This window comes from Duganella sp. AC237, from assembly GCF_979254035.1.
In genome coordinates this window covers 5377751-5402811 of the sequence record NZ_CEEDEW010000003.1, presented here as the reverse complement: position 1 = coordinate 5402811, position 25061 = coordinate 5377751, and the positions used below count along the sequence as shown (strand labels likewise).

General features: G+C 65.2%; 24 protein-coding genes. 11 read left to right on the top strand and 13 right to left on the bottom strand.

The features are described from left to right. Positions 1-3 precede the first annotated feature (3 nt). Positions 4-627 (top strand): bifunctional 4-hydroxy-2-oxoglutarate aldolase/2-dehydro-3-deoxy-phosphogluconate aldolase, encoded by a 624-nt coding sequence (gene eda / locus AC0IYS_RS23970; protein ID WP_090315029.1) that lies wholly within the window; start codon positions 4-6, stop codon positions 625-627. A gap of 477 nt (positions 628-1104) precedes the next feature. Here the strand turns inward: eda and AC0IYS_RS23965 are convergent, their stop codons facing one another. After that, positions 1105-1998, bottom strand: a complete 894-nt coding sequence (locus tag AC0IYS_RS23965) for a LysR family transcriptional regulator (RefSeq protein ID WP_471707524.1) — start codon at positions 1996-1998, stop codon at positions 1105-1107. A gap of 97 nt (positions 1999-2095) precedes the next feature. Between AC0IYS_RS23965 and AC0IYS_RS23960 the strand changes: the two genes are divergently transcribed. Beyond that, a complete protein-coding gene (locus AC0IYS_RS23960; RefSeq protein ID WP_471707523.1) occupies positions 2096-2875 on the top strand; it encodes an NAD(P)H-dependent oxidoreductase in 780 nt (259 codons plus the stop codon). Between the two features lie 12 nt (positions 2876-2887). Here AC0IYS_RS23960 and AC0IYS_RS23955 read toward each other — a convergent pair whose 3' ends face one another. Then, positions 2888-3400: a hypothetical protein gene (locus tag AC0IYS_RS23955; protein ID WP_471707522.1), complete on the bottom strand. Its 513-nt coding sequence runs from the start codon at positions 3398-3400 to the stop codon at positions 2888-2890. Between the two features lie 73 nt (positions 3401-3473). On the opposite strand from AC0IYS_RS23955, the gene AC0IYS_RS23950 reads away from it, so the two are divergent. Further along, the gene (locus AC0IYS_RS23950) at positions 3474-3692 is read left to right on the top strand and encodes a DUF7661 family protein (RefSeq protein ID WP_463449396.1); all 219 of its coding nucleotides are present in this window, start codon (positions 3474-3476) and stop codon (positions 3690-3692) included. Positions 3693-3820: 128 nt separating this feature from the next. On the opposite strand, the gene AC0IYS_RS23945 is transcribed toward AC0IYS_RS23950, so the two are convergent. Continuing rightward, a complete protein-coding gene (locus tag AC0IYS_RS23945; protein ID WP_471708806.1) occupies positions 3821-5071 on the bottom strand; it encodes an IS256 family transposase in 1251 nt (416 codons plus the stop codon). A 366-nt stretch (positions 5072-5437) separates the two neighbouring features. On the opposite strand from AC0IYS_RS23945, the gene AC0IYS_RS23940 reads away from it, so the two are divergent. Further along, complete coding sequence (locus AC0IYS_RS23940) at positions 5438-5710, top strand: hypothetical protein (RefSeq protein ID WP_471707521.1); 273 nt, start codon at positions 5438-5440, stop codon at positions 5708-5710. 353 nt (positions 5711-6063) lie between these two features. Next, on the top strand, positions 6064-6372 hold the full coding sequence (locus AC0IYS_RS23935; protein ID WP_471707520.1) for a hypothetical protein: 309 nt from the start codon (positions 6064-6066) through the stop codon (positions 6370-6372). Here AC0IYS_RS23935 and AC0IYS_RS23930 read toward each other — a convergent pair. The 4 genes from AC0IYS_RS23930 to AC0IYS_RS23915 all read right to left on the bottom strand — a co-directional run bounded on the left by AC0IYS_RS23930 (position 6363) and on the right by AC0IYS_RS23915 (position 10076). Next, a complete protein-coding gene (locus tag AC0IYS_RS23930) occupies positions 6363-7790 on the bottom strand; it encodes a cytochrome P450 (RefSeq protein ID WP_471707519.1) in 1428 nt (475 codons plus the stop codon). The genes AC0IYS_RS23935 and AC0IYS_RS23930 overlap by 10 nt on opposite strands. Positions 7791-8094: 304 nt before the next feature. Continuing rightward, a complete protein-coding gene (locus AC0IYS_RS23925) occupies positions 8095-9063 on the bottom strand; it encodes a GGDEF domain-containing protein (RefSeq protein WP_471707518.1) in 969 nt (322 codons plus the stop codon). Positions 9064-9075: 12 nt separating this feature from the next. After that, the gene (locus tag AC0IYS_RS23920; protein WP_471707517.1) at positions 9076-9702 is read right to left on the bottom strand and encodes a chemotaxis protein CheC; all 627 of its coding nucleotides are present in this window, start codon (positions 9700-9702) and stop codon (positions 9076-9078) included. Beyond that, entirely contained in the window at positions 9699-10076 is a 378-nt protein-coding gene (locus AC0IYS_RS23915; protein WP_471707516.1) for a response regulator, read from the bottom strand. The genes AC0IYS_RS23920 and AC0IYS_RS23915 overlap by 4 nt, the downstream gene beginning before the upstream one ends. Before the next feature lie 259 nt (positions 10077-10335). On the opposite strand from AC0IYS_RS23915, the gene rpiA reads away from it, so the two are divergent. Then, on the top strand, positions 10336-11013 hold the full coding sequence (gene rpiA, locus AC0IYS_RS23910; protein ID WP_471707515.1) for a ribose-5-phosphate isomerase RpiA: 678 nt from the start codon (positions 10336-10338) through the stop codon (positions 11011-11013). A gap of 99 nt (positions 11014-11112) precedes the next feature. Here the strand turns inward: rpiA and AC0IYS_RS23905 are convergent, their stop codons facing one another. Together AC0IYS_RS23905 and argA are read right to left on the bottom strand one after the other, a co-directional pair. Beyond that, positions 11113-11385, bottom strand: coding sequence for an oxidative damage protection protein (locus AC0IYS_RS23905; protein ID WP_463449403.1), 273 nt, complete (start codon positions 11383-11385; stop codon positions 11113-11115). A gap of 36 nt (positions 11386-11421) precedes the next feature. Beyond that, complete coding sequence (gene argA, locus AC0IYS_RS23900) at positions 11422-12732, bottom strand: amino-acid N-acetyltransferase (RefSeq protein ID WP_315223018.1); 1311 nt, start codon at positions 12730-12732, stop codon at positions 11422-11424. 54 nt (positions 12733-12786) lie between these two features. Between argA and hrpA the strand changes: the two genes are divergently transcribed. Together hrpA and AC0IYS_RS23890 are read left to right on the top strand one after the other, a co-directional pair. Next, complete coding sequence (hrpA, locus tag AC0IYS_RS23895) at positions 12787-16968, top strand: ATP-dependent RNA helicase HrpA (protein ID WP_471707514.1); 4182 nt, start codon at positions 12787-12789, stop codon at positions 16966-16968. Positions 16969-17057: 89 nt separating this feature from the next. Next, the gene (locus tag AC0IYS_RS23890) at positions 17058-18296 is read left to right on the top strand and encodes an extracellular catalytic domain type 1 short-chain-length polyhydroxyalkanoate depolymerase (protein WP_471707513.1); all 1239 of its coding nucleotides are present in this window, start codon (positions 17058-17060) and stop codon (positions 18294-18296) included. Between the two features lie 9 nt (positions 18297-18305). Here the strand turns inward: AC0IYS_RS23890 and AC0IYS_RS23885 are convergent, their stop codons facing one another. The 3 genes from AC0IYS_RS23885 to AC0IYS_RS23875 form a co-directional block, all read right to left on the bottom strand. Beyond that, complete coding sequence (locus tag AC0IYS_RS23885) at positions 18306-19031, bottom strand: hypothetical protein (protein ID WP_471707512.1); 726 nt, start codon at positions 19029-19031, stop codon at positions 18306-18308. Positions 19032-19158: 127 nt separating this feature from the next. Further along, positions 19159-20157: an alpha/beta fold hydrolase gene (locus AC0IYS_RS23880; RefSeq protein WP_471707511.1), complete on the bottom strand. Its 999-nt coding sequence runs from the start codon at positions 20155-20157 to the stop codon at positions 19159-19161. 114 nt (positions 20158-20271) lie between these two features. After that, positions 20272-21585, bottom strand: a complete 1314-nt coding sequence (locus AC0IYS_RS23875; RefSeq protein ID WP_471707510.1) for a putative Na+/H+ antiporter — start codon at positions 21583-21585, stop codon at positions 20272-20274. A 121-nt stretch (positions 21586-21706) separates the two neighbouring features. Between AC0IYS_RS23875 and imuA the strand changes: the two genes are divergently transcribed. Genes imuA through AC0IYS_RS23860 form a run of 3 tightly spaced genes read left to right on the top strand, consistent with a single transcriptional unit; the run spans position 21707 to position 24640 of the window. Continuing rightward, on the top strand, positions 21707-22408 hold the full coding sequence (gene imuA, locus AC0IYS_RS23870) for a translesion DNA synthesis-associated protein ImuA (protein WP_471708928.1): 702 nt from the start codon (positions 21707-21709) through the stop codon (positions 22406-22408). Further along, a complete protein-coding gene (locus AC0IYS_RS23865) occupies positions 22341-23819 on the top strand; it encodes a Y-family DNA polymerase (RefSeq protein ID WP_471707509.1) in 1479 nt (492 codons plus the stop codon). Before imuA ends, AC0IYS_RS23865 begins: the two co-directional genes overlap by 68 nt. Positions 23820-23872: 53 nt before the next feature. Continuing rightward, on the top strand, positions 23873-24640 hold the full coding sequence (locus AC0IYS_RS23860; RefSeq protein WP_471707508.1) for an alpha/beta hydrolase family protein: 768 nt from the start codon (positions 23873-23875) through the stop codon (positions 24638-24640). 5 nt (positions 24641-24645) lie between these two features. On the opposite strand, the gene AC0IYS_RS23855 is transcribed toward AC0IYS_RS23860, so the two are convergent. Next, entirely contained in the window at positions 24646-24993 is a 348-nt protein-coding gene (locus AC0IYS_RS23855; RefSeq protein ID WP_471707507.1) for a hypothetical protein, read from the bottom strand. Between the last annotated feature and the right edge of the window lie 68 nt (positions 24994-25061).

Below are 25061 nucleotides of genomic sequence, written 5' to 3'. Positions count from 1 at the left end.
ATCATGACTATGACTTTGCTGGATATTATGCGTACCTCGGCCGTGATCCCGGTGATCGCGATTGACGAACCTGAACACGCCGTGCCGTTGGCGCGCGCGCTGGTGGCTGGCGGCATCCGCGTGCTGGAAGTGACCTTGCGCACCAAGCACGGCCTGGGCGCGATCCGCGCCATGTCGGAAGTGGAAGGCGCCATCGTCGGTGTCGGCACGTTGACGCAGCCGGAAGAATTTGCCGCCGCGCGTGACGCCGGCGCGGTGTTCGGCGTCTCGCCGGGCCTGACGGCCGCGCTGATCGCCGCCGCCAAGAGCAGCGGCCTGCCGCTGCTGCCTGGCGTGATGACGCCGTCGGAAGTGATGGCCGCGCGCGAGCAGGGCTTCCGTCAACTGAAGCTGTTCCCGGCGGTGCCGGCCGGCGGCATCGGCATGCTCAACGCGATCAACGGTCCGCTGCCGGACGTGACGTTCTGCCCGACGGGCGGGATTTCGCAGGAGACGGCGTCGCAGTTCCTGGCGCTGAAGAATGTCGCCTGCGTGGGCGGCTCGTGGTTGACGCCGAAGGACGCCATCGCCGCCGGCGACTGGGGCCGCATCACCGACCTGGCCAAGGCGGCCAGCGGTTTGCGTTAATACCTGACCCCGCTGAAACGACGCCAAGGCGTCGAAGCCGTCCGGTGCAAGCCGGGCGGTTTTTTTTGGCCTTGGCGCTTTAATCACAAAACAGCCTACCGTCGGGGTCAAGTCTGTCATTCGGACACGAGCTCAAGCTTAAGGACACTCCACGGTAGGGGCCGTGTCCGAATGTCAGACTTGACCCCCGTTGTGCATCACTGATCTGGCCAAGGCGGCCAGCGGTTTGCGTTAATACCTGACCCCGCTGAAACGACGCCAAGGCGTCGAAGCCGTCCGGTGCAAGCCGGGCGGTTTTTTTGGCCTTGGCGCTTTAATCACAAAACAGCCTACCGTCGGGGTCAAGTCTGTCATTCGGACACGAGCTCAAGCTTAAGGACACTCCACGGTAGGGGCCGTGTCCGAATGTCAGACTTGACCCCCGTTGTGCGGTTGCGTTTGTGTGGAAATGGTAGACCTAGCCCCGGAGTTGCATCCTTAAACCGATTTCTGGATATGCTCGCGCAGCCATTGGTGGGCGGGGTCGCGGTGCGAACGCTCGTGCCACAGCATCGCCATTTCGTAGCCGGGGATGTCGACCGGCGGCTCGACTATCTTGAGCGCCGCGTTGTCGCGCACCAGCCGTTCCGGCAGCATCGCCACCAGGTCCGTGCTTTGCAGTACCGATACCATGAACAGGAAGTGCGGCACCGACAGCGCCACCCGGCGCGACAGGCCGACTTGCGCCAGCGCCGTGTCGGTGACGCCATGAAAGCCGCCGCCATCTGACGATACCAGCACGTGTTCCAAAGCGCAAAATTGTTTCAGGGTCGGTTTCCGCTTCAGTCGTGGATGATCGGCGCGGCCGGCCAGCACATAGCGCTCGGCGAACAAGGTGCGGCGTCGCATGCCCGGGGGCGAGCCTGCGACGGTGTGGAAGGCGAGGTCGATTTCTCCTTGCTCCGCTTGTCGCGCGATGCGCGCCGGGTTCATCTCCAGCACCGCCAGCCGGGTGCCCGGCGCCAGGGCGCGCAGCTCGGAAAGTACCGGCAGCAGGATTGTCGATTCCCCGTAGTCGGTCGCGGCTACGCGCCAGGTTTGATCTGCTTTTGACGGTTCGAAGGGCTGCGCGGGTGACACCGCGCGCCCGAGCGCTTCCAGCGCCTGCCGCAAGGGTTCGCGCAGCTCCTCCGCCCTGGCGGTCGGCTTCATGCCGCGCGGTCCGGGCAGCAGCAGCGGATCGCCGAAGATGTCGCGCAGTTTGGCCAGGTGCACGCTGATCGATGGCTGCGAAAAATTGAGCCGCCGTGCCGCGCGGGTGACGTTGTGCTCCGAGAGCAGGACGTCGAGCGTCACCAGCAGATTGAGGTCGAGCCGCCGTAAACTATCCATCGAAATTATTCCTGTTGATACCTGCTATGTTGCGAATTCATTTCCAATATACCTGAGGCGGGCCTACGCTGTGTGCTTTCCATCAGGAGCCACCGTCATGAACGTCCTTATCGTCTTCGCCCATCCCGAGCCGTTGTCCCTGAACGGCTCAATCAAAAACTTCACGGTCGAACGTCTCGAAGCGGCCGGCCATGCCGTGCAGGTGTCGGATCTGTATGCGATGCAGTGGAAACCCGCGCTCGACGCCAACGACAGCCTGGATGGCGCGGCGACCGAACGCTTCGACGCCGCGCTCGATTCCAAGCGCGCCTTCGACAGCGGTCGGCAAAGCGCGGACATCGCCCTCGAACAGCAAAAATTGATGTGGGCCGATACCGTGATCCTGCAGTTTCCAATGTGGTGGTTCTCGATGCCGGCGATTTTAAAGGGCTGGGTCGAGCGGGTCTACGCCCATGGTTTCGCCTACGGCGTGGGGGAGCATTCGGACCTGCGTTGGGGCGACCGCTATGGCGAGGGTAGCTTGGCGGGCAAGCGCGCGATGCTGGTCGTGACCACCGGCGGCTGGGAATCCCACTACAGCCCGCGCGGCATCAACGGCCCGATCGACGACATCCTTTTCCCGATCCAGCACGGCATTTTGTACTACCCGGGCTTCGAGGTGCTGCCGCCGTTCGTGGTGTACCGCACCAGCAAGGTGGACGAGACGCGCTTCGATACCATCCGTCAGGAGCTGGGACGGCGCCTCGACACGCTGGCGACGACCGCGCCAATCGCCTTCCGTCCGCAGAATGGCGGCGATTACGACATCCCGCAATTAACCTTGCGCGAGGACGTGGCTCCCGGCCTAACCGGATTCGCCGCGCATCGGAAGGCGTGACGCCGCGCGCTGTCAGGCCGCGTCGCCCTCGAGGACAAACAGGCCGGCCTTGGTGGCCAGTTCCAGCACCGGCGCTGCCTGCGCCTTATCGTGGAAGTACAGGATGTTGGTGTCGTCCCAACCGGCCGCGCAGATGCAGCCCAGTTCCGGCATGATCAGGAACTGGGACGGCGGATGGTGTTTGTCGTAGCGCGACTGGATCAGGAAGCCGTCGCGGTTGGTGTAGCGTTTGATGACGGTTTTGGCCTTGGCGGGCCAGCGGCCGCGATAGCGCAACGTGTACACCGGCGTCAGGTCGTACAGCGCCGCCCAGTGGGCCAGCATTTTCTGGTTCCTGCGCTCGCGCTCCTCGCCTTCGAAACAGGCCATCAGGTGCCACTCCGATTCGTCGTCGAGCCAGTGGTCGAACACGGAGATGGCCACGCGCTGCATGCCGCCATCGGCGCCGAGCTGCCAGATGTCGTTCAGGTTGGGGAATTGCTTATTAATTTGTTCTGCAAGGTTCGCGTCAACGCGAGTCAACATCTTCATACTATCCTTTGAATCATACTGGGCGACGCTCGAGTATATACTTCTCTATCAAAAGGGGAGGGCGCAAATGAAGGAGTTTCGCTTCAATGTATTCGGGCGGTTGATCGCGATATGCGGCGAAGCCGGTGAGCGGCGCACGTTCGAACTTGGCGCGGAGGGCAAGCGTCGCCCGGCGGACTTCATCGTTCCCGACGACGTCGCCGACGAGGAGTTGTGCGAATACCTGTTCGATCTGTTTCACGAGGATGCGACGCCGCGAAATCATTCTGTAACGCAGATAGGCTGAGATCGCCGTTCTGCCCAGTATCGACGACGGTGACTCGCGCGAACGCTCCAGTGCGCATTTGTTTTACCGATTCAAGCAAGTCGCGTTCAAAGGACGTGTAAGAAATTCTGTGTGTGCGGGGCCGGGTTTTAGTTAATCGCGTTCGTGAAGCGTTCGCCAAACATGATGGCAAACTGATTGGCCGCCAGCTTCCAAGTCCGCTGCGGCATCTTCCAATCTTTTTCGATATTGCGCAAGGCCAGGAACAGCAGTTTGGTCGCTGCCTCGTCGCTGGGGAAGTGCCCACGGTTCTTGACGATCTTCCTCAGACGCATATGCAGGCTCTCGATGGCGTTGGTGGTATAGATAATGGTGCGCACCTCCGGCGGGTAGGCAAAGAACGGAATCACCTGCTGCCACTGGCGCCGCCACATGGCTGCGACGGTCGGGAATTTCATCCCCCACGGCCCCGCCTCAAACTCGTCCAGCGCCGCTGCAGCCAAGTCGGCATTGGCGGCTTGGTAGACCGGCTTCAGAGCCGCCGCCAGTTCTTTGCGGTCCTTCCACGACGCCAACGTGGTCGAGTTGCGGATCAGGTGCACGATGCAGGTCTGGATTTGTGCCTGAGGATAGACGGCCTCTATGGCCTCAGGGAAGCCGCGCAGGCCGTCAACGACGGCGATCAGGATATCGTCCAGCCCACGGTTCTTGAGCTCGTTAAACACCTTCAACCAGAACTTGGCGCCCTCGGTCTGCTCGATCCACAGCCCCAGCACTTCCTTGCGGCCGTCAGCGCGTATGCCCAACGCCAGGTAGACCGCCTTATTCTTGACTGTGCCTTCGTCGCGGATTTTCAAGCGCAGCGCGTCGAAGTAGACGATGGGATACATCGGCTCCAACGGACGCTGCTGCCACTGGGTCACTTCCTCAATGACCTCGTCCGTGATGGTCGAGATCAGCATCGGCGACACCTCGGTGCCGTACAACTCCAGCAGATGTCCCTGGATCTCGCGCACGCTCATGCCGCGCGCATACATGCTGATCACATGATCATCGAAGCCCGGCATGCGCCGCTGGCCTTTGGCCACCAATTGCGGCTCAAAGCTGGACAGCCGGTCACGTGGAATGTCGAGGTGCAGCTCTCCGCCCGGTGCCAGCACCTTCTTGGGCGTGGTGCCGTTTCTATGATTCTTGCTGGTCGCGTCCTCGTTGGCCAAGTGATGCGTCAATTCGGCCGCCAGCATTCGCTCCGCCAGCATCTTCTTGAGCTGGCCAGCTAAGCCAGTCTCACCGAGGATCGACTCGGCGTTCTTGTCCTGAACCTGGGCCAGCAGTTGGTCGATCAGCTCAACTGGGAATGGATATGGCTCTTTCTTTTTGCGAGGTTTCTTCGTGGTCATCGTGTCGGTCATGGAACATCCCTTTCGGTATTATTTCATGACCCCGGTTCACACAGAAATTCTTACAGGCTCCGTTCAAAATTATCTTTTTCGGAGGACATCTTTTTCCTCTTCATCGAGCGGTTTTCATTGGTCCAAGATGCATCTTAATCCAGTCGGCGGCATTGTAAACCCTATCAATTCCTCCGACTCCTTGCCGTCCACCGTCTCCATTGATTCGATATCGAAGCTGCTCAGCGGCACGACGCTGGCGAGCTTGATCCCCAGTAGCGCCGAGTAGCGCCGCCACATTATTGCGGCACCACAATCGACTAAGCGAGCATTGAGCTTATCCTACGTCGATAACCCAATCTCAATGGCGAGCATATGAATGCAATCACACGCAGCGACGACGAAATTCTTTTTGATCGTACTATGCAATCTTTGGAGGCCCAGATTACCAGCGCTGGAGCTCACCTGACCATCGACTCCAAGGCACGGCTCACGCACACGATAGAGATCAAGCGCATGTCCCATAGGCTACGAGCTGATGCCATTGCGCGCAGAATTACTTGGGCCGATGCGGCTGGGCAAGCGCAAGAAACTCGAAATCTGATCATGGAAGTAATCCGATTGCAGCGTTTAAAAAGGAGGTCGTAAGCAACGGCGCGGGCGTCGCGGGCGGAATCGCCGGTGGCGCGCTAGCGGGACTTGCATGTGGCCCTGCTGCTCCGATTTGCGTTACAGTGGGGGCGTTTGTAGGTGGCGCGTTTGCTGCCCTAGGAACAAGTTATATCTGGTAGAGCTGCCATGAAATTGATCCCCGCCGCAGAGTACTCAATCCGCGTAATTACTGCACCGACGCCAGAATTGACGCCGCAGAGTGAAATTATGGTTGCTGGCTTGCGCACCGGGAAAGTCGTCGCTGGTGCGATACTGAGAGCTGCGTTGAGGTGGGCGAGTTTGTACTACTTTTCCTCACTGATGACGTCCCATTTGAGGACACGCTGCGCATGTATCTGCTTGACCAGGATCTGACTGTCGTGGACTCGGCTCGCATGGGCGCCATGTACTCGACCGGCATATTTTCAGCGTTGGATTTGACGGAGCCAAATACCGTTCGATTTCAGTTCTTCGATGGCGTATTGTGGACGCTGACATTGCTTTCAAACGAAGAGTTTGCGATCCCAATAATCTCGGAGCCCACCAGCGTAAGCCGTCCATTCAAATTTTTTAGAAGGATTCGGCTGGCAGGAAAGCCACTCCCCAAGACGTCGGAAGTGCAATGTGAAAACGTCAGGGGCAGCGCCAATCAGGCCTGATTGAGCCGCCCGAGACGCATGCGTAATCCAATCGGCGACATTGTAAACCCCATCAACTCCTCCGGCTCCTTGCCATCCACCGTGTCGATCGACGCGATCTCGAAGCTGCTCAGCAGCATGGCGCTGGCGAGCTTGATCTCCAGCAGTGCCAGATAGCGTCCGGGGCAGGTGCGCACGCCGGCGCCGAACGGCATCGACAGGTGCTTGTCGATCGCCTCGTCGCCGCTGCGTAGCCAGCGCTCCGGCTCAAACGCGTCGGCACGCGGCACGTGCATCTCGTCGACGCTGTCGTTGCGCATCACGCACCAGACCAGGCCACCCTTGGGAATGCGCACGCCGCCGATCATGGTCTCGCGCAAGGCCTCGAGCGGAATGAACGGCGCCACCGGCTTGAGGCGCATGGCCTCCTGCGCGCAGGCGTCCAGGTAATCCAGTCCGTCCATCTGCGCTATCGTCACCCCCTCCGGATCGGGCGCCACGCGCGCTACTTCCTCGCGCGCCTTGCCCAGCGCCGCCGGATTTTTCTGCAACAGGTACAGCATCCAAGCCAACGTATGGCTGGTGGTGTCCTCCCCGGCCAGCAGCATCGTCATGACATTACCGGCGATGATGCGGTCGTCGATGCCTCCGCCTTCGTCGGCCGCGCAGATCATCGCGTCGAGCAAATGGGCGGGGCGCTCGCGCCGCGCCGGCTCGGCGACGAGCTTCGCGCGCGCCGAGGCGATCAGCGCGTCGATCGAGTCGTTGAGCGCGGCCACGCTGGCGTCGAGCTGCCGGTCCTGCGGCAGGCGCACGTAGCGCCAGTACGGCACCAGTGCGATCGAGCGGCGCGCCACCGCCGGCAGGATGATGTCCAGGTGGCGCTGGATGACGTCCTCGCCGCCGTCGATGGTGTTGACGTCGGTGCCGAACGCCAGCCCGGCGATGACATCGACGCTGAAGCGTTTCAGGTCGTCGGTCAGGTCGATCGCGTGGTTGCCGGCCGCCGCGCGCCGCCAGTGCTCGCGCAGCCGCAACGCCACCGCCACCAGCGCCGGAAAGTAGGCCTTGACCGCGTGCGGCGACAACGCGGCCATCACCATGCGGCGCTGTTCGCGCCAGTTCGCGCCCTCGGACACGAACACGCCGGGGCGTCCGCCCATTTCCTCGCCCACGTCGCTGGTGATCGCGGGCCGGCGGAAGCCGTCGGGCCGGTCGCGCAGCGCGGCGCCGACCAGCTCGTGGCTGGCCAGTACCACGATGTCGGTGCGGCCGAAGCGGATCTTGAACAGCGGGCCGTATTGGCGGCTCCAGGCTTCGACATCCTGGTGGACGCGCAGCGGCCGGATTTGCGGCAGGTTGCCCACCAGCGGCCACGGGGCCGGGCCGGGCAGGTCGGCGATTTCACGCGCTGCTAAGGGTAAGGTGTGTTCCATCATTGGTTGTCTCCATGGTTCTGCATTGTGCCACTATGCGGCGTCGCCGAGGCGGTGTATTGAACGCTTGCGACAATGCGGCGCGTTCGCCACGCTTTCGTATAAATTTTGGCGATGCCCGCCACCGTGCGCGACTCGACGCGCATCATCATGCCGCCCCTGGCGCGGTGTGCCTGCGTTTTGTCGCGAGGCGGCGCTTGGCGGATTACGGCGTGCCGCCTAATCCGCCCTACGTGTCTCTGTGGTGTCCCGGGTTTTGAGTCCGGGTGTGAGTGCGGCGCGGGCGATTCGCGTGCTTTGGCGCGTCTTACGGCAGGCGCGCGGCGCTGCGGTTGCGGCCGGCGTTCTTGGCTTCGTACAGCGCGCGGTCGGCGGCGCCGATCAGCGCTTCGATGTCGACCGGCGCTTCCGGCCGCTGCGACGTCACGCCGATGCTCACCGTGACGTACGGCATGTCGCCGTTGCGCTCGTGCGGGATCGCCAGCTCCAGCGCGCGGGCGCGGATCGTTTCGGCGATCTGGCCGGCCTGCCCGATGTCGAGCTCGGGCAGGATGACGGCGAACTCCTCGCCGCCGTAGCGCGCCATCAGGTCGCACGGGCGCTTGAGCATGGCCGCCAGCGCGGCGGCCACCTGGATCAAACACTGGTCGCCCTTCTGGTGGCCGTAGTGGTCGTTGTAGGCCTTGAAATGGTCGATGTCGATCATCAGCAGCGACAGCGCCGCGCCGCCACGTTTGGCGCGCCGGTGCTCCTTTTCCATGGCCACGTCGAAGTGGCGCCGGTTGGCGATGCCGGTCAGGCCGTCGGCGAAGGTTTGCGAGCGCAGCACCATGGTCTGCTCGCGCAGCAGTTTTTCGCGCGCGACGGCCACGCTGACGTCGCTGATCTGCACGAGGCAGTGGCGCGGCGCGCCCTCGACCTCGATCGGCGTGACTTCCACCGCCTGCTGCAGGCGCTCGCCGCGCGCGGCCGCCGCCGCGTTGGCGTACAGCGCGAACGGCGCCTTGTTCAGGCTTTGCGACAGCAGCGACGGGAAGTTGTCGCGCAGCGCCTGGCCGATGGCCGAGTCGACCCGGCCGCCGCGCAGCTCCGGGCAGGCCGCCAGCAGCTCGGCGCCGACGATGCCTTCCTGTGCCAGCCCCGAGTGGCGGCTCATCCAGGCGTTCCACAGCACCACGCGGCCGTCGGCGTCGATCACCACCATGCCCAGGTTGACCGCCCCGAGCACGCTGCGCAGCACCTTGAGCCGGTGCGCCTCCGGCAGCGTGCTGTCCATCGCCCGCACGGCTCAGGCCTGCCCCATCGCGCGCGCGATGTACTGGTTGATCTGGGCCTTGAGGTCGTGCATGGCCGACAGGTCGAGCACGAACGCGACGTAGCCCTGGATCTGGTGCTTTTCAAGCACGAAGTCGATGTGCAGCATCAGCACCACGGCGTCCGGCTCGCTGCCCGAGGCGGTCAGGATTTCGTCGCTGGTGCCCACGTGGTAGGCCGGCAGCGAGCCGCGCAGCTCGTGCTGGAAGATGTTGGCCAGCGTGCCGACGCAGGAGTTCAGGATGATGTTGCCGATCTCGCACATGGCTTCCTGCTCCATGTCGGTCAGCTCGGCCAGCGGCACGCTCTCGCCGACCATCAGGCGCACGATCTCGAGGCTTTTATCCTCGGGGAACATCAGGATCGCCTCGGTCTCGAAGGCGCCCTCGTAGTGCTGGCTCACGCCGCAGATGCGCTCGGGCTCGAAGACCCGGTTGCGCAGCAGGCGCGCGGCGTCGGCGCGGTGGACGAAGGTGATCGACGGCACCGACATGCGCACCGCCTCGTTGACGATGGCGCTCATCGAGGCGGCCGCCTGGCCGACGCCGATGTTGAAGATCTCGATCAGGGCGTCGTTTTCCAGCTCGGACAGCACGATCATGGCCCGGCCTCTTCGAGCGGCGAGAGCAGGCGGGCGATGCGCGCCTCGGTGATGGGTTTTTCGACGAAGCCGACGCCGATCGCCTCGGCCGCCTCGCGCGTGGCCGTCTGCACGTTGGCCGTCAGCAGCGAAATCGGCAGGTCGGGATTTTCGCGGCGCAGCTGCTCGGCGGCGGCGATGCCGCCCATGCCGGGCATGTTCACGTCCATCAGCACCAGGTCCGGGTGCACGTCGCGCGACTTGACCAGCGATTCCTCGCCGGTGCCGGCCTCCTCGACGATCCAGTCGGGATGCAGGCCGGTGATGTATTGGCGGGCCATCAGGCGCGAGACGCGGCTGTCGTCGACGATCAAGACTGTTTTAGCTTGCGGCATGGAACTCCCCGGACGAGCGTTTGGATGGGATCTGCTGGGTTTATTTTCGCACAATCGGCGGCGCCGCTGGCGAGGTTCGTACCGTCCGCGCCACCGTTGTGCAAGTCTGCGACACCGGGTCCAGGTCGATGTTGTCCAAGCGCAATTTTTAGCGGAAATCGGGGGCGGGCGGGGGCGATCCGCTAAAATGGCGGCTATTCGGCCGCATTTCAGTCACTTTGCGGCCACACCGTTTTCCCTTTTATATAGAAATAGCATCATGACTCAAGACGAACTGAAGCAAGCCGTGGCGCGCGCCGCCATCGATTACGTGGTCAAGAACGAGATCATCGGCGTGGGCACCGGCTCGACCGCCAATTTTTTCATTGACGAGCTCGCCAAGATCAAGGCCGACATCAAGGGCGCCGTGGCGTCGTCGGAAGCCACCGCGGCGCGCCTGCGCGGCCACGGCATCGCCGTGTTCGACTTGAACGACGTGCCGGAGATCGCCGTCTACATCGACGGCGCCGACGAGATCACCCACACCGGCGCGATGATCAAGGGCGGCGGCGCAGCGCTCACGTGCGAAAAAATCGTCGCCTCGGTGGCCAAGCGTTTTGTGTGCATCGCCGACGGCTCCAAGCTGGTCGACGTGATGGGCAAGTTCGCGCTGCCGGTCGAGGTGCTGCCGATGGCGCGCGCGTCGGTCACGCGGGAGCTGGCCAAGCTGGGCGGCGAGCCGAAGCTGCGTCTGAAGCCGGGCACGGACGAGGCTTTCATCACCGACAACGGCGGCATGCTGATCGACGTGGCCGGCCTGGCCATCACCGATCCGGTGGCGCTGGAAGCGCGGATCAACCAGATCGTCGGCGTGATCGCGGTGGGATTGTTCGCCGCGCGCGGGGCCAATGTGTGCCTGCTGGGCACCGCCGAAGGCGTGAAGACGTTGAAGTTTTAAGAGGCATACCCCCGGCCAAACCGGGGTCGTACCCAACTGGGTACGACCCCAAACCCGCGGCGGCCGCTGGCCACAACGCTGGTTCGGGGTTTTTAAGATTTACTCGGTCGGCGGCACGTAGCCCATGGCCGCGTCGGCGCCGTCGCCGAAGAAATGCTTTTCCATCTGCTGCGCCAGGTACTTGCGCGCGCGCTGGTCGGCCAGGTTCAGGCGGTTCTCGTTGACCAGCATGGTCTGGTGCTTGAGCCAGGCGGCCCAGGCTTCCTTGGAGACCGTCTCGTAGATCTTCTTACCCAGTTCGCCCGGATACGGCGGGAAGTCCAGTCCTTCGGCTTCCTTGTTGAGTTTGACGCATTGCACGGTGCGGGCCATCTGTGTTGCTCCTGAAAACGGTTCGATAAACCGTGATTATAAAGATTTAATCAGGACCTGGGATTTGCGCTGCCAGTTATACATGCGCTGGCGGTCCTTCGGCAGCGAGTCGACCGTGGTCGGCACGAAGCCGCGCTTCTGGAACCAGTGCGAGGTGCGCGTGGTGAGCACGAACAACTTGGTCACGCCGATGGCGCGCGCGCGGTTTTCCATGTGTTTCAAAATGCGCTCGCCGTCGCCCTGGGCCTGGACCTCGGGGTTGACGGTCAGGCATGCCATTTCGGCCATTTTCTGTTCCGGGAACGGGTACAGCGCCGCGCAGCCGAAGATCACGCCATCGTGTTCGATGACGGAGAAATAATCGATCTCGCGCTCGATCAGCTCGCGTCCGCGCTTGACCAGCGTGCCGTCGGCCTCGAGCGGCTCGATCAGCTTGATAATCCCGCCGACGTCCTCAATTGTGGCCTTGCGCAGCGATTCGAGGTTTTCGTGCGAGATCATGGTGCCCACGCCGTCGTGGGTGAACAGCTCGAGCAGCGCCGAGCCGTCCATCGCGAACGGCACGATGTGCGAGCGTTCGACGCCGTTGTCGCAGGCCTTGATGCAGTGTTTCAGGTAGAACGCGGTCGAATCGGGCAGGAATCCCGCTTGCAGCACGGCCTCGGCCTGGTGCGACGACAGCTCGCGGATTTCGGTGCCGGCGGCGTCGACCATCATGTCGGTCTCGGTGATGAACACCAGTTTGTCGGCGTGCAGCGCGATGGCGGCGCTGCAGGCGACGTCCTCCATGGTCAGGTTGAACGCCTCGCCGGTGGGCGAGAAGCCCAGCGGCGACAGCAGCACCAGGCCGTCGGAGCCGAGGATCGAGTGGATCGTCTCGGCGTCGACCTTGCGGGTGACGCCGGTCAGTTCCAGGTCGACGCCGTCGATGACGCCGAGCGGGCGGGCGGTGATGAAGTTGCCGGAAATGATACGGATGGCCGCGTTCGACATCGGCGTGTTCGGCAAGCCCTGGCTGAAGGCGGCCTCGATGTCGAGGCGCAACTCGCCGGCGGCCTCCTTGGCGCACTCCATGGCGGCCGTGTCGGTGATGCGCACGCCGTTGTGGAAGCGGCCCTCGACGTTCCGCAGGGCCAGCTGCTCGGCCACCTGCGGGCGCGAGCCGTAGACCACGGTGACGTTGATGTCGAGCGCGTGCAGCAGCGACAAATCGTGGGCCAGCACCTGCAGCGCGCCGGCGCTGACCAGTTCACCGGGGAAGGCGACCACGAAGGTCTTGCCGCGGAAGGCGTGGATGTAGGGCGCGACGGAACGCAGCCATTGGACGAATTGGGTAGGGTTTTCCATTAGCCGCATTATAATTCGGTGCGCGAGTTCCGCGCTCCAATCTTGTAAAAAACAATGTCAGAAGCCAGCAATAAACCGAAAACCGCCGACAACCGCACGCCTGGCCAGCCCCGCAGCCCCCGCAACGCCCCGTCCCGCACCCCGCAAGCGCAGGGCCAGCAGGCGCGCAATCCCAGAGGCGAACCCCAGGCCAAGGCGGGGTCTGACCCCGTGCGGGGTCAGACCCCTGGCTCCGGTGTGCGGGTCGGACAGCGCGCGCCGAAGCCACGCCTGACACCCGAGGAGCAGGCCGCCCGCGCCGCCGAGCGCGCGTTCCGCAACCCGCTGCCGCCGATTACGTTCCCGGAAGACCTGCCGGTCTCCGGCCGCCGCCACGAAATCGCCGAGGCGCTGCAAAAGCACCAGGTGATCATCGTCTCGGGCGAAACCGGCTCCGGCAAGACCACCCAGCTGCCGAAGATCTGCCTGGAGCTGGGACGCGGCCAGAAGGCGCTGATCGGCCACACGCAGCCGCGCCGCATCGCCGCCTCGTCCACCGCCAAGCGCATCGCCCAGGAACTGGGCACGCCGCTGGGCGAGACGGTCGGCTTCAAGGTGCGCTTCGCCGACACCCTGATGAAGGGCGCGTCGGTCAAGCTGATGACCGACGGTATCCTGCTGGCCGAGACCCAGACCGACCCGCTGCTGAAGAACTACGACACCATCATCATCGACGAGGCGCACGAACGCAGCCTGAACATCGACTTCCTGCTCGGCTACCTGAAGCAGCTGCTGCCGCGCCGTCCGGACCTGAAGGTGATCATTACCTCGGCGACCATCGACGCCGAGCGCTTCTCGCGCCATTTCGGCACGCCGGACATGCCGGCGCCGGTGATCGAGGTCTCCGGCCGCCTGTATAAAGTCGAGGTGCGCTACCGCCCGATCGAGAGCGATGTGCAGAATCCGGCCGTGGCCAACGCCGAGGGCAAGGGCCAGCGCACCGCCGCCGCCCGCGAAAAGCGCGACCTGATGGACGCGGTGGTCGACGGCGTCGATGAACTGTGCCGCCTCGGCTCCGGCGACGTGCTGGTGTTCCTGCCCGGCGAGCGCGAAATCCGCGACGCCGCCGAGGCGCTGCGCAAGCACCATCCGCCGCACGTTGAGATCCTGCCGCTGTTCGCCCGCCTGTCGGCCGAGGAGCAGGAGCGCGTGTTCAAGCTGACCAACGCGCGCCGCATCGTCCTGGCCACCAACGTCGCCGAAACGTCGCTGACGGTGCCCGGCATCCGCTACGTGGTCGACGCCGGCCTGGCGCGGGTCAAGCGCTACAGCTACCGCAACAAGGTCGAACAGCTGCAGATCGAGCCGATCGCGCAGTCGGCCGCCAACCAGCGCGCCGGCCGTTGCGGCCGCGTCGCCGACGGTGTCTGCATCCGCCTGTACGAGGAGCAGGACTTCCTGCAACGGCCCAAGTTCACCGAGCCGGAGATCCTGCGCTCGTCGCTGGCGGCCGTCATCCTGCGCATGAAGTCCCTGCACCTGACCGATGTCGAGACCTTCCCGTTCATCGAGCCGCCGCTGGCGCGCGCCATCGCCGACGGCTACCAGCTGCTGCAGGAACTGGGCGCGGTCGACGAATACAACCAGCTCACGCCACTGGGCAACAAGCTCGCCAAGCTGCCGCTGGACCCGAGGGTGGGCCGCATGATCCTCGCCGCGCTGGACAACGCGAGCCTGAACGAAGTGCTGATCATCGCCTCCGCGCTGTCGGTGCAGGACCCACGCGACCGCCCCATGGAGCACCAGCAGGCGGCCGACGAGGCGCACAAGAAGTTCGCCGACGAGAAGTCGGAGTTCATCAGCTATCTGAAGATCTGGCAGTGGTTCGAGAACGCCATCGAGCATAAAAAAACCAACCGCCAGCTGATGGACAACTGCCGCGCCAACTTCCTGTCGCAACTGCGGCTGCGCGAGTGGCGCGACGTGCACTCGCAGCTGCTGACCATCGTCAAGGAGCAGGGCTGGCGCATCAACGAGGCGCCGGCCACGTACGAAAACCTGCACCTGGCGCTGCTGACCGGCCTGCTGGGCAACATCGGCTTCAAGAGCGAGGACGAACCGGGCGCGGGCTACCTGGGCGCGCGCGGCATCAAGTTCAATATCTGGCCGGGTTCCTCGCTGCTGAAAAAACCGGGCAAGTGGATCATGGCGGCGGAACTGGTCGACACCACGCGCCTGTACGCGCGTTGCGTGGCCCGCATCGAGCCGGAGTGGCTGGAGAAGGTCGGCGGCCACCTGCTGAAAAAATCGTGGGGCGAGCCGCGCTGGGAAAAACGCGGGGCGCAGGTCAGCGCGTCCGAGCGCGCCACGTTGTATGGCTTGGTGGTGTACAGCCAGCGCCGCATCAACTATGCGCTGCACAATCCGGCCGAGGCGCGCGAAATCTTCATCCGCGACGCGCTGGTCGGCGGCGACTACGACACGCGCGCGCCGTTCTTCGCCCACAACCACAAGTTGATCAAGGAGATCGAGAACCTCGAGCACAAGTCGCGCCGCCTCGACGTGCTGGTCGACGATGAATTGATCGCCGCCTTCTACGACAAGCTGATACCGGCCGACGTGGTCAACGGCGCCGGCTTCGAGAAGTGGCACAAGGACGCCACGGCGGCCGAGCCGAAACTGCTGTACCTCAATCGCGACGAATTGATGCGCCACGAGGCGGCCGGCGTCACCACGGACCTGTTCCCGAAGATGATGTCGGTGACGGGACTGGAAATGGCGCTGACCTACCACTTCGAACCTGGCAGCGTGCGCGATGGCGTGACGATGGCCGTGCCGCTGTTCGCGTTGAACCAGTTGCCGCGCGAGCGCTGCGAGTGGCTGGTGCCGGGCATGTTGAAGGAGAAGGTGCACCTGCTGCTCAAATCCCTGCCGCAAAAGCTGCGCCGCCATTGCGTGCCGCTGCCCGATTACGCGGCCAGGTTCTGCGAGCGGGTACACGAGGCGGGCATCTTCGGCCGGGGCGACTTGATCGACGCGATCATCGCCGACATCCGGTCGCAAATCACGATCTCGGTGCTGACCACCGACTTCAAGCCCGAGACCTTGCCGGCCCATCACTTCATGAACTTCAAGGTGATCGACGAGCACGGACGCCAGCTGGAGATGGGCCGCAACCTGGCCACCCTGCAGGCCGAATTCGGCGCGCAGGCGCGCGAGAGCTTCCAGAAGATGGCCGAGACGTCGGGCACGCAGGGGGTGACGATGCGGGCGCTGGGCAGCGGGGGCGCTGCTGCGCCTTCGGCAGTGCCGTCGCGCGCGGCCGGCGGCAACGCGGCAGCGGCGTCGGCGCCGGGCAAGGGCAGCGATAAGGCCAAGGAGGCGTCCAGCGCCGCCAGCGGCATCACCTTGACGGGCCTCACCAGCTGGACCTTCGGCGAGCTGCCGGAGCTGCTGGAGATCGTCCAGGGCAAGCTGACCCTGATCGGCTTCCCGGCGCTGGTCGACAAGGGCACGCACTGCGACCTGGAGGTCTTCGACGATCCGACGGTGGCGGCGCGCACCCACCGGATCGGCCTGCGCCGGCTGTTCGCGCTGCAGATGAAGGACCAGATCAAGTTCATCGAAAAGGGCATCCCCGGCCTGCAGCAAATGGGCATGCAGTTCATGAGCATGGGCACGCAGGAGGAGCTGCGCGAACAGATCATCAACAAGGCGCTCGATATCGCCTGCCTGCAAGATCCGTTGCCGCTCGATGCCGCCAGTTTCGCCAAGCGCAAGGACGAGGGCAAGTCGCGCCTGGTGCTGCTGGTGAACGAGATCGCGCGCCTGCTGTCGCAGGTGCTGACCGAATTCCACGGCCTGCCCAAGCGCTTGCAGGGGCTGCCGGCGGCGGCCGCCGCCGACATGCAGGCGCAGTTGCAGGCGCTGGTCAACAAGCGCTTCCTGTCGGACAACGAATACAGCCAGCTGGCGCACTTCCCGCGCTATCTGAAGGCGATCAACGTGCGCATCGAAAAGCTGCGCGGCGACCCCGCGCGCGACGCCAAGCTGATGGCCGAATGGCAGTCGGCGGCGGCGTTGTACCAGCGTGCCAACAAGGATAAATCGGCCGGCAAGAACACCGATCCGAAGATGGTCGAATTCCGCTGGATGCTCGAGGAGTTGCGCGTGTCGCTGTTCGCCCAGGAGCTGCGCACGCCGATGCCGGTGTCGGCCAAGCGCTTGCAGAAAGTGTGGGAGTCGATGTTGCGTTGATGCCGCATCGATAGGCCGGTAAGCGAGGTGGCGAACGCAGGTGCAGGACGTTTTCAGGGTAGACTTTATGGCAACAGGAGGTCTATCCGATGAAGAGTGCCGCTGGTTTGCTGCGTAGTCTGGTGCGTACCGGCACACGTCAGAGTAAGTCCGTCAACAAGTTGATGACGGCGCTGTTCAAGGCCGCCACGCCGCCCGCGCCCAAGCGCAAGCGGGCGCCGGCGGCCAAGCTGGCCAAGGTGGCCAAGGTGGTCAAGGTGGCCAAACCCCTAGCCAAGAAGGGGTCGGACCCCGTACGGGGTCCGACCCCAAAACCGGCGGCGCGGGCGGTCCCGGATGCCGGGGTGCGGGTTAAACGTCCGGTTCGCGCCGCCAACCCGCCCACGCCCGCTCCCCACACTCCGCCGGCCCCCGGCAAATGGCTGGCCTCGCACTACGCGACGCCGGCCGGCGTGGGTACGCCCGCGCATCGTCTCGGGTACTGGCTGTACCTGCCCAACAATATTCCCGCCCAGGCGATCCGCAAGGGCTTGCCGCTGGTGGTGATGCTGCACGGTTGCCAGCAGACCGCCACCCAGTTCGCGCAGGGCACGCGCATGAACCAGTGGGCCGAGCAGATGGGCTACGCCGTGCTCTATCCGCAGCAGTCGGTCAGCGCGCACGCGCAGCGCTGCTGGAAATGGTACGACCGCGCCACGCAGGAGGGGGGCGGCGACGTGCCGATGATCGTCGGCATGGTCAACAAGGTCATGACGGAATACGCGATCGACCGCTCGCGCATCTATATCGCCGGCATCTCTGCGGGGGCCGGCATGGCCAACATCGTCGCGCTCAACCACCCGCGTTTGTTTGCGGCGGTGGGCATGCATTCGGGTCCCGTGTTCGGCGCCGGCCACAGCCAGATGGGCGCGCTGGGCGTCATGCAGCACGGCGGCGGCCTGCGCGCCGATATGGCGGTGCGCGAAGTGCTGATGCGCCAGCCGCAGTTCCCCGGCATGCCGATGATCCTGATCCAGGGCGAGGGCGACAGCGTGGTGCGCCCGATCAATCAGACGCAACTGGTCCGCCAGAGCCAGGCGTTCAACCGCATCGGCGCCGTCGCGCAACCGAAGACCACGCTCAAGTCGCAGGGGCGGGGCGGGCGCCACAACGCCCACCGCATCGACGACTTCTACGACGGCAGGAAGCTGCTGCTGCGCGTGGCGCAGATCGAGCAGCTCGAGCACGCCTGGAGCGGCGGCGACGACACGCTGGCCTACAACACCAAAGCCGGCCCGGACGCCAGCAAGATGATGATGCAGTTTTTCGACCGCCACCAGCGCGCCTGACGCAACGCGTTACAGGCCAGGTTTGTTTCCAGCCTTGGTCTCTTTGTTGATCGCGTCGTCGCGCTGCTTTTTCATCGCCGCGGTTTCCCGCACGATGGTGTCGTAGGTCGCCGCCGCCTCGTAGGCACGCGTCACGTACTTCTCGACCAGGCCCGTGGCTCCGTCGCCCATATAGACGGCGTCGATCACCTTGCCGCATTTCGGGTTGAAACTGGTGGGGTATTTGACCCAGACGCCAATCACGCTCAAGCCGATCTGGGCTTCGCCGGGCGGGGCGACGCAGGGCGAGAGCACAGGGTCTCCCTGATAAAGTTTTCCCGCCCGGTCGAAGTGCCAGCGCATGTGTCCGCTGCCGGCGCTGCTGGCATAGTCGTCCGTGGGGCGGCCGTATTTTTCGATCAACGAGGCTTTCATTTGCGCACCGCCGAAGCTTTTACCCTTGGGAACTGTTTGTGCCTTGCCGACGAACCAGACCTGTCCCGACGGGTTGGTGAGCATCTGGAAATGTTCCTCGGCCGTTTGTTGCGAGCCCATCACAATGCCGTCCACGCCGGCCGCGACGCCGCTGGGCGATTTGATGGTGGTGATCTGATATTTTGGGTTGCTTGCCTTGAGCACCTTCTGCGCCGCTTCGCTCGGCATGCCGAGTTTGACGCCCGACACGTCGAAGTCGACCGCGTGAACGGCTGACGTCAGGAGGGGTAAGGTCACGAGGAGGGCGATTGCTGGTTTCATTGGTGGTCCTGTCGGAATGTTGGGCGGGCGAGGTGGCGTAGCCGACCGAAACATTGATGATACTATAATTGACGGTTAAGCAATATCCTGGCGCTACGGTGCGCGCCAGGTGTGCCGGCGACCGCGCCTAGTCGATTTGTTTCAGTATTTCCAGCACGGCGGCCGTCACGGCGGCCGGCTGGTCGCCTTGGATGCCGTGCGCGGCACCGGCCACCACGCGTTGCGCGCCTTTGGTCGAGAGCGCCGCGATCTCCTTGTGGATCTTTTCGTTCTCGTCCTCCATGGCCTTGTTAATTGCGCTTTGCGGCTTGTCCGGAATGGCGTACGGGCTGACGCCGCGCGTGAGCACCAGCAGCGGCAGCTCGCCGAAGGGTTTGCGCAGCGCGCGCAGCTGGTTGTCGCTGGTCGGGATCGCCTTGTATTCGTCGACCCGCGTGCGCCAGTAGGCTGTCGTCTTCATCGTCTTGAGCACTTGCGGGCCGATCACCGGGCCGTAGTAGTCGGCGGGATTGCCGACGCAGTTGGCCAGCGCCTCGCCGCCGGCCTTGAATCCCTTGGCCGCCGCGCGCAGGCAGTCGTCATCATTCTGTTTGACCATGTCGTAGATTTTGTCGATCATGCCGCCGGAGGCTTTGTTCAGGCGCGTGGTCTCGTCCTCGGTTTGCGGTTCGACCAGTACCAGGCCTTTGACCTCGTCCGGATGGCGGTAGGCATAGACCTGGGCGTTGCCGCCGCCCAGCGAGTTGCCGACCAGGAGATAGGGTGGCTTGACGCCAGCCTTGGCCAGCGCCTTGTGCAGGTCCTCGACCGCGTTGTCCGACGTGTTGGGCCGGCTGGCCGGGTCGCTGAAGCCGTAGCCGGCGCGGTCGTACACGCAGGCGCGGGTGTGCTTGGCCACCTCCGGTTGCACCTTGAACCAGCTCCAGCCGCCGTCGCCCGAAGGGCTGTCGAACAGCACGGTGGTTTTGCCCGCGCCGCTGCAGTACAGGTTGAGCTTGCGCCCGCCGATGTCGACCCGCAGCTGCGGTGTGGCGAAGGCGCTGTCGGTGGGCCGCGCCGCCGCGTGGGCGAACGACGGCAGGCAGGCGGCACCCAGCAGCAGCAGACCCAATGGTGTTGTTCTCATCATCGATCCTATCTCTAACAGTTGATGGGTGAAAAGGTTGCAGTTAGATACTAAGATGATTTTAATGATTGGGCATTATTTTTTGACAAGTACCGCCACGCGGGACCATCGGGCTTACAGCAGCAGGAAGGCGGCCGCCGCGACGAGGGTCGGTCCCAGCGCGCCGAGCAGCAGGCCGACGGCGCCGATCGATTCGTCGTTGAAGCCGCGCCGCAGCAGCGAGGCGCCGGCCGGATTGGGCGCGTTGGCGATCACCGTCAGGCCGCCGCCGGCCACCGCGCCGGCCATCAGCATGTATTGCGATTGTTCGGAGATGCCGACGATCAGCGAGCCGAGGTAGGTCAGCGCGGCGTTGTCGGTGATCGCCGTCAAGCCCAGCGCGCCGAAGAACAAGGCCACCGGCGACAGGCTTTCGACGATGGGCTGCAACCACCATTGCTGCATGCCGCCGAGCACCACCAGGCCGGCCAGGAAAAAGCCCACCAGCAAGCCTTCCTTGATGATCAAGGGGTTCTGGTAGCGCTGGTAGGCCGACGTGAAGCCGAGGAACAGCATGAACAGGCCGAGGAACAGCACCGGATGGTGGCTGAGCAGCACCACGCCGGCCAGGAAGGCGAGGTGGATCAGGGTGACCGGCCATGGCACCGGCAACGGTGTATCGACGGCGACGGCGTCGCCGTCCGGGCCCGGCCCGGCGGCGCCGGCCAGCGCGCGCAGGTGCGGGCGCAGCAGCAAGCTGACGACGCTGGCGTTGAAGGCGACGGCGACGGCCGCCTTCCAGCCGAAGTGGCTCGCCATGTGGGCGCTGTCCCATTGCCAGGTGGAGGCGACCATCAGCACCGGCGGCGCGGCGTAGGCGGTGAGCGTGCCGCCGATCGAGACGTTGACGAACAGCACGCCAAGGGCGGCGTACTTGAGCCATTCGGGCATGCCCTGGCGGAAAATGAGCGGCGCCAGCATCAGCGCCGCCAAGGTCATCGCGGCCGGCTCGGTGATCAGCGAGCCCGTCAGCGGCACCAGCGCCAGGCCGAACCAGGCCAGCGCCAGGTCGGTCGACACCGGCAGCAGCCGGGCCAGGGTGCGCAGCACGCGCCGGACGATGTCGAGCACCGGGCGCGAGGCGGCCACCACCATCACGGTGAAGACGAACAGCGGCTCGGTGTAGTGGCGCGTTTCGGCGTAGTCGATGGCGGCTTGGGGGCCGTCGAGGAAGGCCATGGCGGTGATCAAAATAAAGGCCCAGAAGCCGAACACGACCTCCACTTCGCCCAGCAGGTGGAACAGGCCGGCGTGGCGCGGGTGGCGGCGCGAGAGCACCTCGAAGGATTTGGCGGTGAAGGTGTGGAGCAGGGCGAGGCCGAAAATGACCGCGCCGACCAGTTGTATTGTGTGCAAAATAATGTCCTGGTGATGTTTCCGTCGCGTCATGTTACAGCATGCCGCGCGCCATACAAATTCGGCCTTGCCAAAACGGGGTTGAAATAGTACTGTGTATTTATACAGTATTTGCGCTACAATGCGCTGGTGACATCATGAATCCTTCCCCCTTATTGCCGCGCCGGAAACCGTCCATCCGTCGCTGTGGCGGGCGTCGCAACTGGCGCACAGCGCCACGCGCTGCGTCGACACCGGCTTTGCCGCCTTGTCGGCGCAGTTGCCCGGCGGCGGCTGGCCGCTGGGCACCCTGATCGACTTGCTGCTGCAGCAGGACGGCATCGGCGAGTTGCGCCTGCTGCGCCCGGCGCTGGCGGCGCTGGGCAAGCGGCCCATCGTGCTGTTGCAGCCGCCGCACCCGCCGCAGGCGCTGGCGCTGGCCGCGCTGGGGCTCGAGCCGTCGCAATTGATCTGGATACGGGGCGGCGGCGCCCAGGGCAAAGGCGGCGGCGACGCCTTGTGGGCGGCCGAGCAGGTGCTGCGCAGCGGCTGTTGCGGCGCGCTGCTGCTGTGGCAAACCCACGCGCGCGGCGAAACCTTGCGCCGGCTGCATCTGGCCGCGCAAAGCGCGGACACGCTGTTTTGCATGCTGCGCCCGCTGGCGGCCGCGCAGGACGCCTCGCCGGCGCCGCTGCGCCTGTCGCTGACGGCCGCCGCCGGCGGTGTCGACATCGGTTTCGTCAAGCGGCGCGGGCCGCAGCGCGACACCCCCTTGTTCTTACCTTTGACCCCTTCTTTGCTACAACGCCATGCGCCTCTGGATCGCCCTGCACCTGCCCCGGCTGCCGCTCGAAGTGTTTTGCCCGCGCTGGTCTGACGACACCTGCACCGTCGTGCTCGAGCAGGAGCGGGTGGCGGCGATGTCGGCGTCGGCGCGCGCGGCCGGCGTCGGGCCGGGCATGCGGCGCGGCGGCGCGCTGATGCTGGCGCCGCACGCGCGCTTCCAGCAGCGCGCCCCGCAGCAGGAGGCCGAGGCGCTGCAGGCGGTGGCGATGGCGCTGCTGCGCTTCACGCCGCAACTGGCCATGGCCGAGGAGGCGACCCTGTTGCTCGACGTGGGCGCCAGCCTGCGCCTGTTCGGCGGCGTGCGGTCATTGTGCCGGCAGATCGCCGCCAGCCTGCGCGCGCTCGGTTTCAGCGCCGTCATCGCTTGCGCGCCGACCGCGCGCGGCGCCTGGCTGCTGGCGCGCGCCGACGCCGGGCGCGCGCTGACGGTGGCGTCGATGACGCGGCGCCTGGCGCGCCTGCCGGTGGGCCTGCTGCCGCCGGCGCGGCCCTACCTGGCCTGGCTGGAGGGCATCGGCTGCCTGACCGTGGGCCAGGCGCGCGCGCTGCCGCGTCCGGGCCTGCAGCGGCGCTGCGGGCGCGCCTTGCTCGACATGCTCGACGACGCCCACGGCGAGCGCCCGGAAATGCACCAGTGGCTGGCGGCGCCGGCCAGCTTCCGCGCCAAGCTCGAGTTGTTCGACCGGGTCGAGAACGCCGAGGCGCTGCTGTTCGGCGCGCACCGGCTGCTGCTGCAGCTGACCGGGTGGCTCAGCGCGCACCAGTTCGCCGTCGAGCGCATCGTCCTGTTGCTCGAGCACGAGCGCGGCCGGGTGGCGCGCCCGCCGACGGCGCTCGAGGTGGTGCTGGCCGAGCCGACCTGGCGCGACGAGCATCTGGTGCGCCTGCTCAAGGAGCGCCTGGCCAAGCAGGTGTTGGAGGCGCCGGTGATCGGCCTGTGCCTGGAGGCGCCGCGGGTGCGGCCGATGGCGCCGCCGAGCGAATCGCTGTTTCCCGAGCCGGGCGGCAGCAAGGAGGACTGGCAGCGCCTGCTCGAGTTGCTGACCGCGCGGCTGGGGCCGGAGAACGTGTTGCAGGCGGCGCCGCGCGCCGATTACCGGCCCGAGCACGCCAACGCCTGGGTCGGCGTGCACGACAAAATACGCCCGGCCGACGCCCGCGCGCAGTTGCCGCCGGACCTGCCGAGCCTGCCGCGTCCGGCGTGGCTGCTGGCCAAGCCGATCGCCCTGCTGATGCGCGAGCACCGGCCGTTTTACGGCTCGCCGTTGAAGATCGTGTCGACCGGCGAGCGCATCGAGGCGGGCTGGTGGGCCGAGATGCAGAACCGCGATTATTTCATGGCAGAAGGGCGCGACCACGCGCATTACTGGTTGTACCGGGAACGCAGCGGCAACGACGCCGAGGCGGTCACGCGCTGGTATTTGCACGGGCTATTCGGCTGACATGGCGGCCGGGGTTTGATGTATTCTTGGCGGAACTCATCCAGGGAACCCCTATGCGATCACATAAACAGGCATTCCCCGGCGCCGACGGCGCCAAACTGGCCGCGCGGCTCGACGCGCCCGATGGCGACGCGGCCGACATCAAGGCCTACGCCTTGTTCGCCCACTGCTTCACGTGTGGCAAGGACGTGTTCGCCGCCAGCCGCATCGCGCAGGCGCTGACCGGCCACGGCATCGCCGTGCTGCGCTTCGACTTCACCGGCCTGGGCGCGAGCGAGGGCGAGTTCGCCAACACCAATTTCTCGTCCAACCTGGCCGACCTGGTGGCCGCCGCTGATTTCCTGCGGGACAATTTCGCCGCGCCGCGCCTGTTGATCGGCCACAGCCTGGGCGGCGCGGCCGTGCTGGCCGCCGCCGACCGCATGCCGGAAGTGGCCGCCGTCGTCACCGTGGCCGCGCCCAGCGATCCGTCGCATGTGACCGGCCTGTTCAGCGCGCACCTGGACGCGATCGCGCGCGACGGCGAGGCCCAGGTGCAACTGGCGGGGCGGCCGTTCCGCATCAAGCGCCAATTCGTCGAGGACGCCGGCGAGCATAATTTGAAGGTGAAGATCGCAGCCCTGAGGCGGGCCCTGATGGTGATGCACGCGCCCGGCGACGACACGGTGCCGATCAGCAACGCCGTCGATATTTTCACGGCCGCCAGGCATCCGAAAAGTTTTATCTCGCTCGACAGCGCCGACCACCTGCTGACCCGGCGCGAGGACGCCGTCTACGTGGCCGACCTGATCGCCGTCTGGAGCGGCCGCTATCTGGCTTGAACCGGTTAGTCGTCGCCGAATTCCTCGGCCAGGTCTTTCCAGCCCTTGCCGGCGGCGAAGGTGTTGAATTCGTCGGGCGATTCGAGCACCAGCAATTTGCCTTCCTGCAGCACCGGGTCGCCGGCCGTCAGCGCCGGGCCCTTGTAGCCGACCGTGCGCAGCTGCGCGACGACGGCGTCGATCAGCGCTTTGTCCTTGTGCAGGCCGCTGATCGAGCCGGCGAAATCGACGTAGACGTCGATGGCGCCGTAGCCTTCGTCGAAGATGCGGATCGCCTTGGCGTCGTGGGCACGGCCGGAGCCGTCGGTGGCCTTGAAGGGGCCGCTCAGTTGGATGTCGGTGTCTTTGTTCATACCGCCAGCATACACCAAAACGTAGCAAAACCGCCCCGCGCCGCCCGTGCGGGACAGGCGCGCGGGCG

Bases quoted from the DNA above. Each gene is read 5' to 3' on its own strand.
- AC0IYS_RS23885 (WP_471707512.1), bottom strand. From the start codon at position 19,031: ATGAAACCAGCAATCGCCCTCCTCGTGACCTTACCCCTCCTGACGTCA.
- eda (WP_090315029.1), top strand. From the start codon at position 4: ATGACTATGACTTTGCTGGATATTATGCGTACCTCGGCCGTGATCCCG.
- rpiA (WP_471707515.1), top strand. From the start codon at position 10,336: ATGACTCAAGACGAACTGAAGCAAGCCGTGGCGCGCGCCGCCATCGAT.
- AC0IYS_RS23950 (WP_463449396.1), top strand. From the start codon at position 3,474: ATGAAGGAGTTTCGCTTCAATGTATTCGGGCGGTTGATCGCGATATGC.
- argA (WP_315223018.1), bottom strand. From the start codon at position 12,732: ATGGAAAACCCTACCCAATTCGTCCAATGGCTGCGTTCCGTCGCGCCC.
- AC0IYS_RS23855 (WP_471707507.1), bottom strand. From the start codon at position 24,993: ATGAACAAAGACACCGACATCCAACTGAGCGGCCCCTTCAAGGCCACC.
- AC0IYS_RS23965 (WP_471707524.1), bottom strand. From the start codon at position 1,998: ATGGATAGTTTACGGCGGCTCGACCTCAATCTGCTGGTGACGCTCGAC.
- AC0IYS_RS23865 (WP_471707509.1), top strand. From the start codon at position 22,341: ATGCGCCTCTGGATCGCCCTGCACCTGCCCCGGCTGCCGCTCGAAGTG.
- AC0IYS_RS23925 (WP_471707518.1), bottom strand. From the start codon at position 9,063: ATGGACAGCACGCTGCCGGAGGCGCACCGGCTCAAGGTGCTGCGCAGC.
- AC0IYS_RS23945 (WP_471708806.1), bottom strand. From the start codon at position 5,071: ATGACCACGAAGAAACCTCGCAAAAAGAAAGAGCCATATCCATTCCCA.
- AC0IYS_RS23955 (WP_471707522.1), bottom strand. From the start codon at position 3,400: ATGTTGACTCGCGTTGACGCGAACCTTGCAGAACAAATTAATAAGCAA.
- AC0IYS_RS23940 (WP_471707521.1), top strand. From the start codon at position 5,438: ATGAATGCAATCACACGCAGCGACGACGAAATTCTTTTTGATCGTACT.
- AC0IYS_RS23860 (WP_471707508.1), top strand. From the start codon at position 23,873: ATGCGATCACATAAACAGGCATTCCCCGGCGCCGACGGCGCCAAACTG.
- AC0IYS_RS23920 (WP_471707517.1), bottom strand. From the start codon at position 9,702: ATGATCGTGCTGTCCGAGCTGGAAAACGACGCCCTGATCGAGATCTTC.
- AC0IYS_RS23935 (WP_471707520.1), top strand. From the start codon at position 6,064: ATGTATCTGCTTGACCAGGATCTGACTGTCGTGGACTCGGCTCGCATG.
- AC0IYS_RS23930 (WP_471707519.1), bottom strand. From the start codon at position 7,790: ATGATGGAACACACCTTACCCTTAGCAGCGCGTGAAATCGCCGACCTG.
- AC0IYS_RS23905 (WP_463449403.1), bottom strand. From the start codon at position 11,385: ATGGCCCGCACCGTGCAATGCGTCAAACTCAACAAGGAAGCCGAAGGA.
- hrpA (WP_471707514.1), top strand. From the start codon at position 12,787: ATGTCAGAAGCCAGCAATAAACCGAAAACCGCCGACAACCGCACGCCT.
- AC0IYS_RS23915 (WP_471707516.1), bottom strand. From the start codon at position 10,076: ATGCCGCAAGCTAAAACAGTCTTGATCGTCGACGACAGCCGCGTCTCG.
- AC0IYS_RS23890 (WP_471707513.1), top strand. From the start codon at position 17,058: ATGAAGAGTGCCGCTGGTTTGCTGCGTAGTCTGGTGCGTACCGGCACA.
- AC0IYS_RS23880 (WP_471707511.1), bottom strand. From the start codon at position 20,157: ATGAGAACAACACCATTGGGTCTGCTGCTGCTGGGTGCCGCCTGCCTG.
- AC0IYS_RS23960 (WP_471707523.1), top strand. From the start codon at position 2,096: ATGAACGTCCTTATCGTCTTCGCCCATCCCGAGCCGTTGTCCCTGAAC.
- AC0IYS_RS23875 (WP_471707510.1), bottom strand. From the start codon at position 21,585: ATGACGCGACGGAAACATCACCAGGACATTATTTTGCACACAATACAA.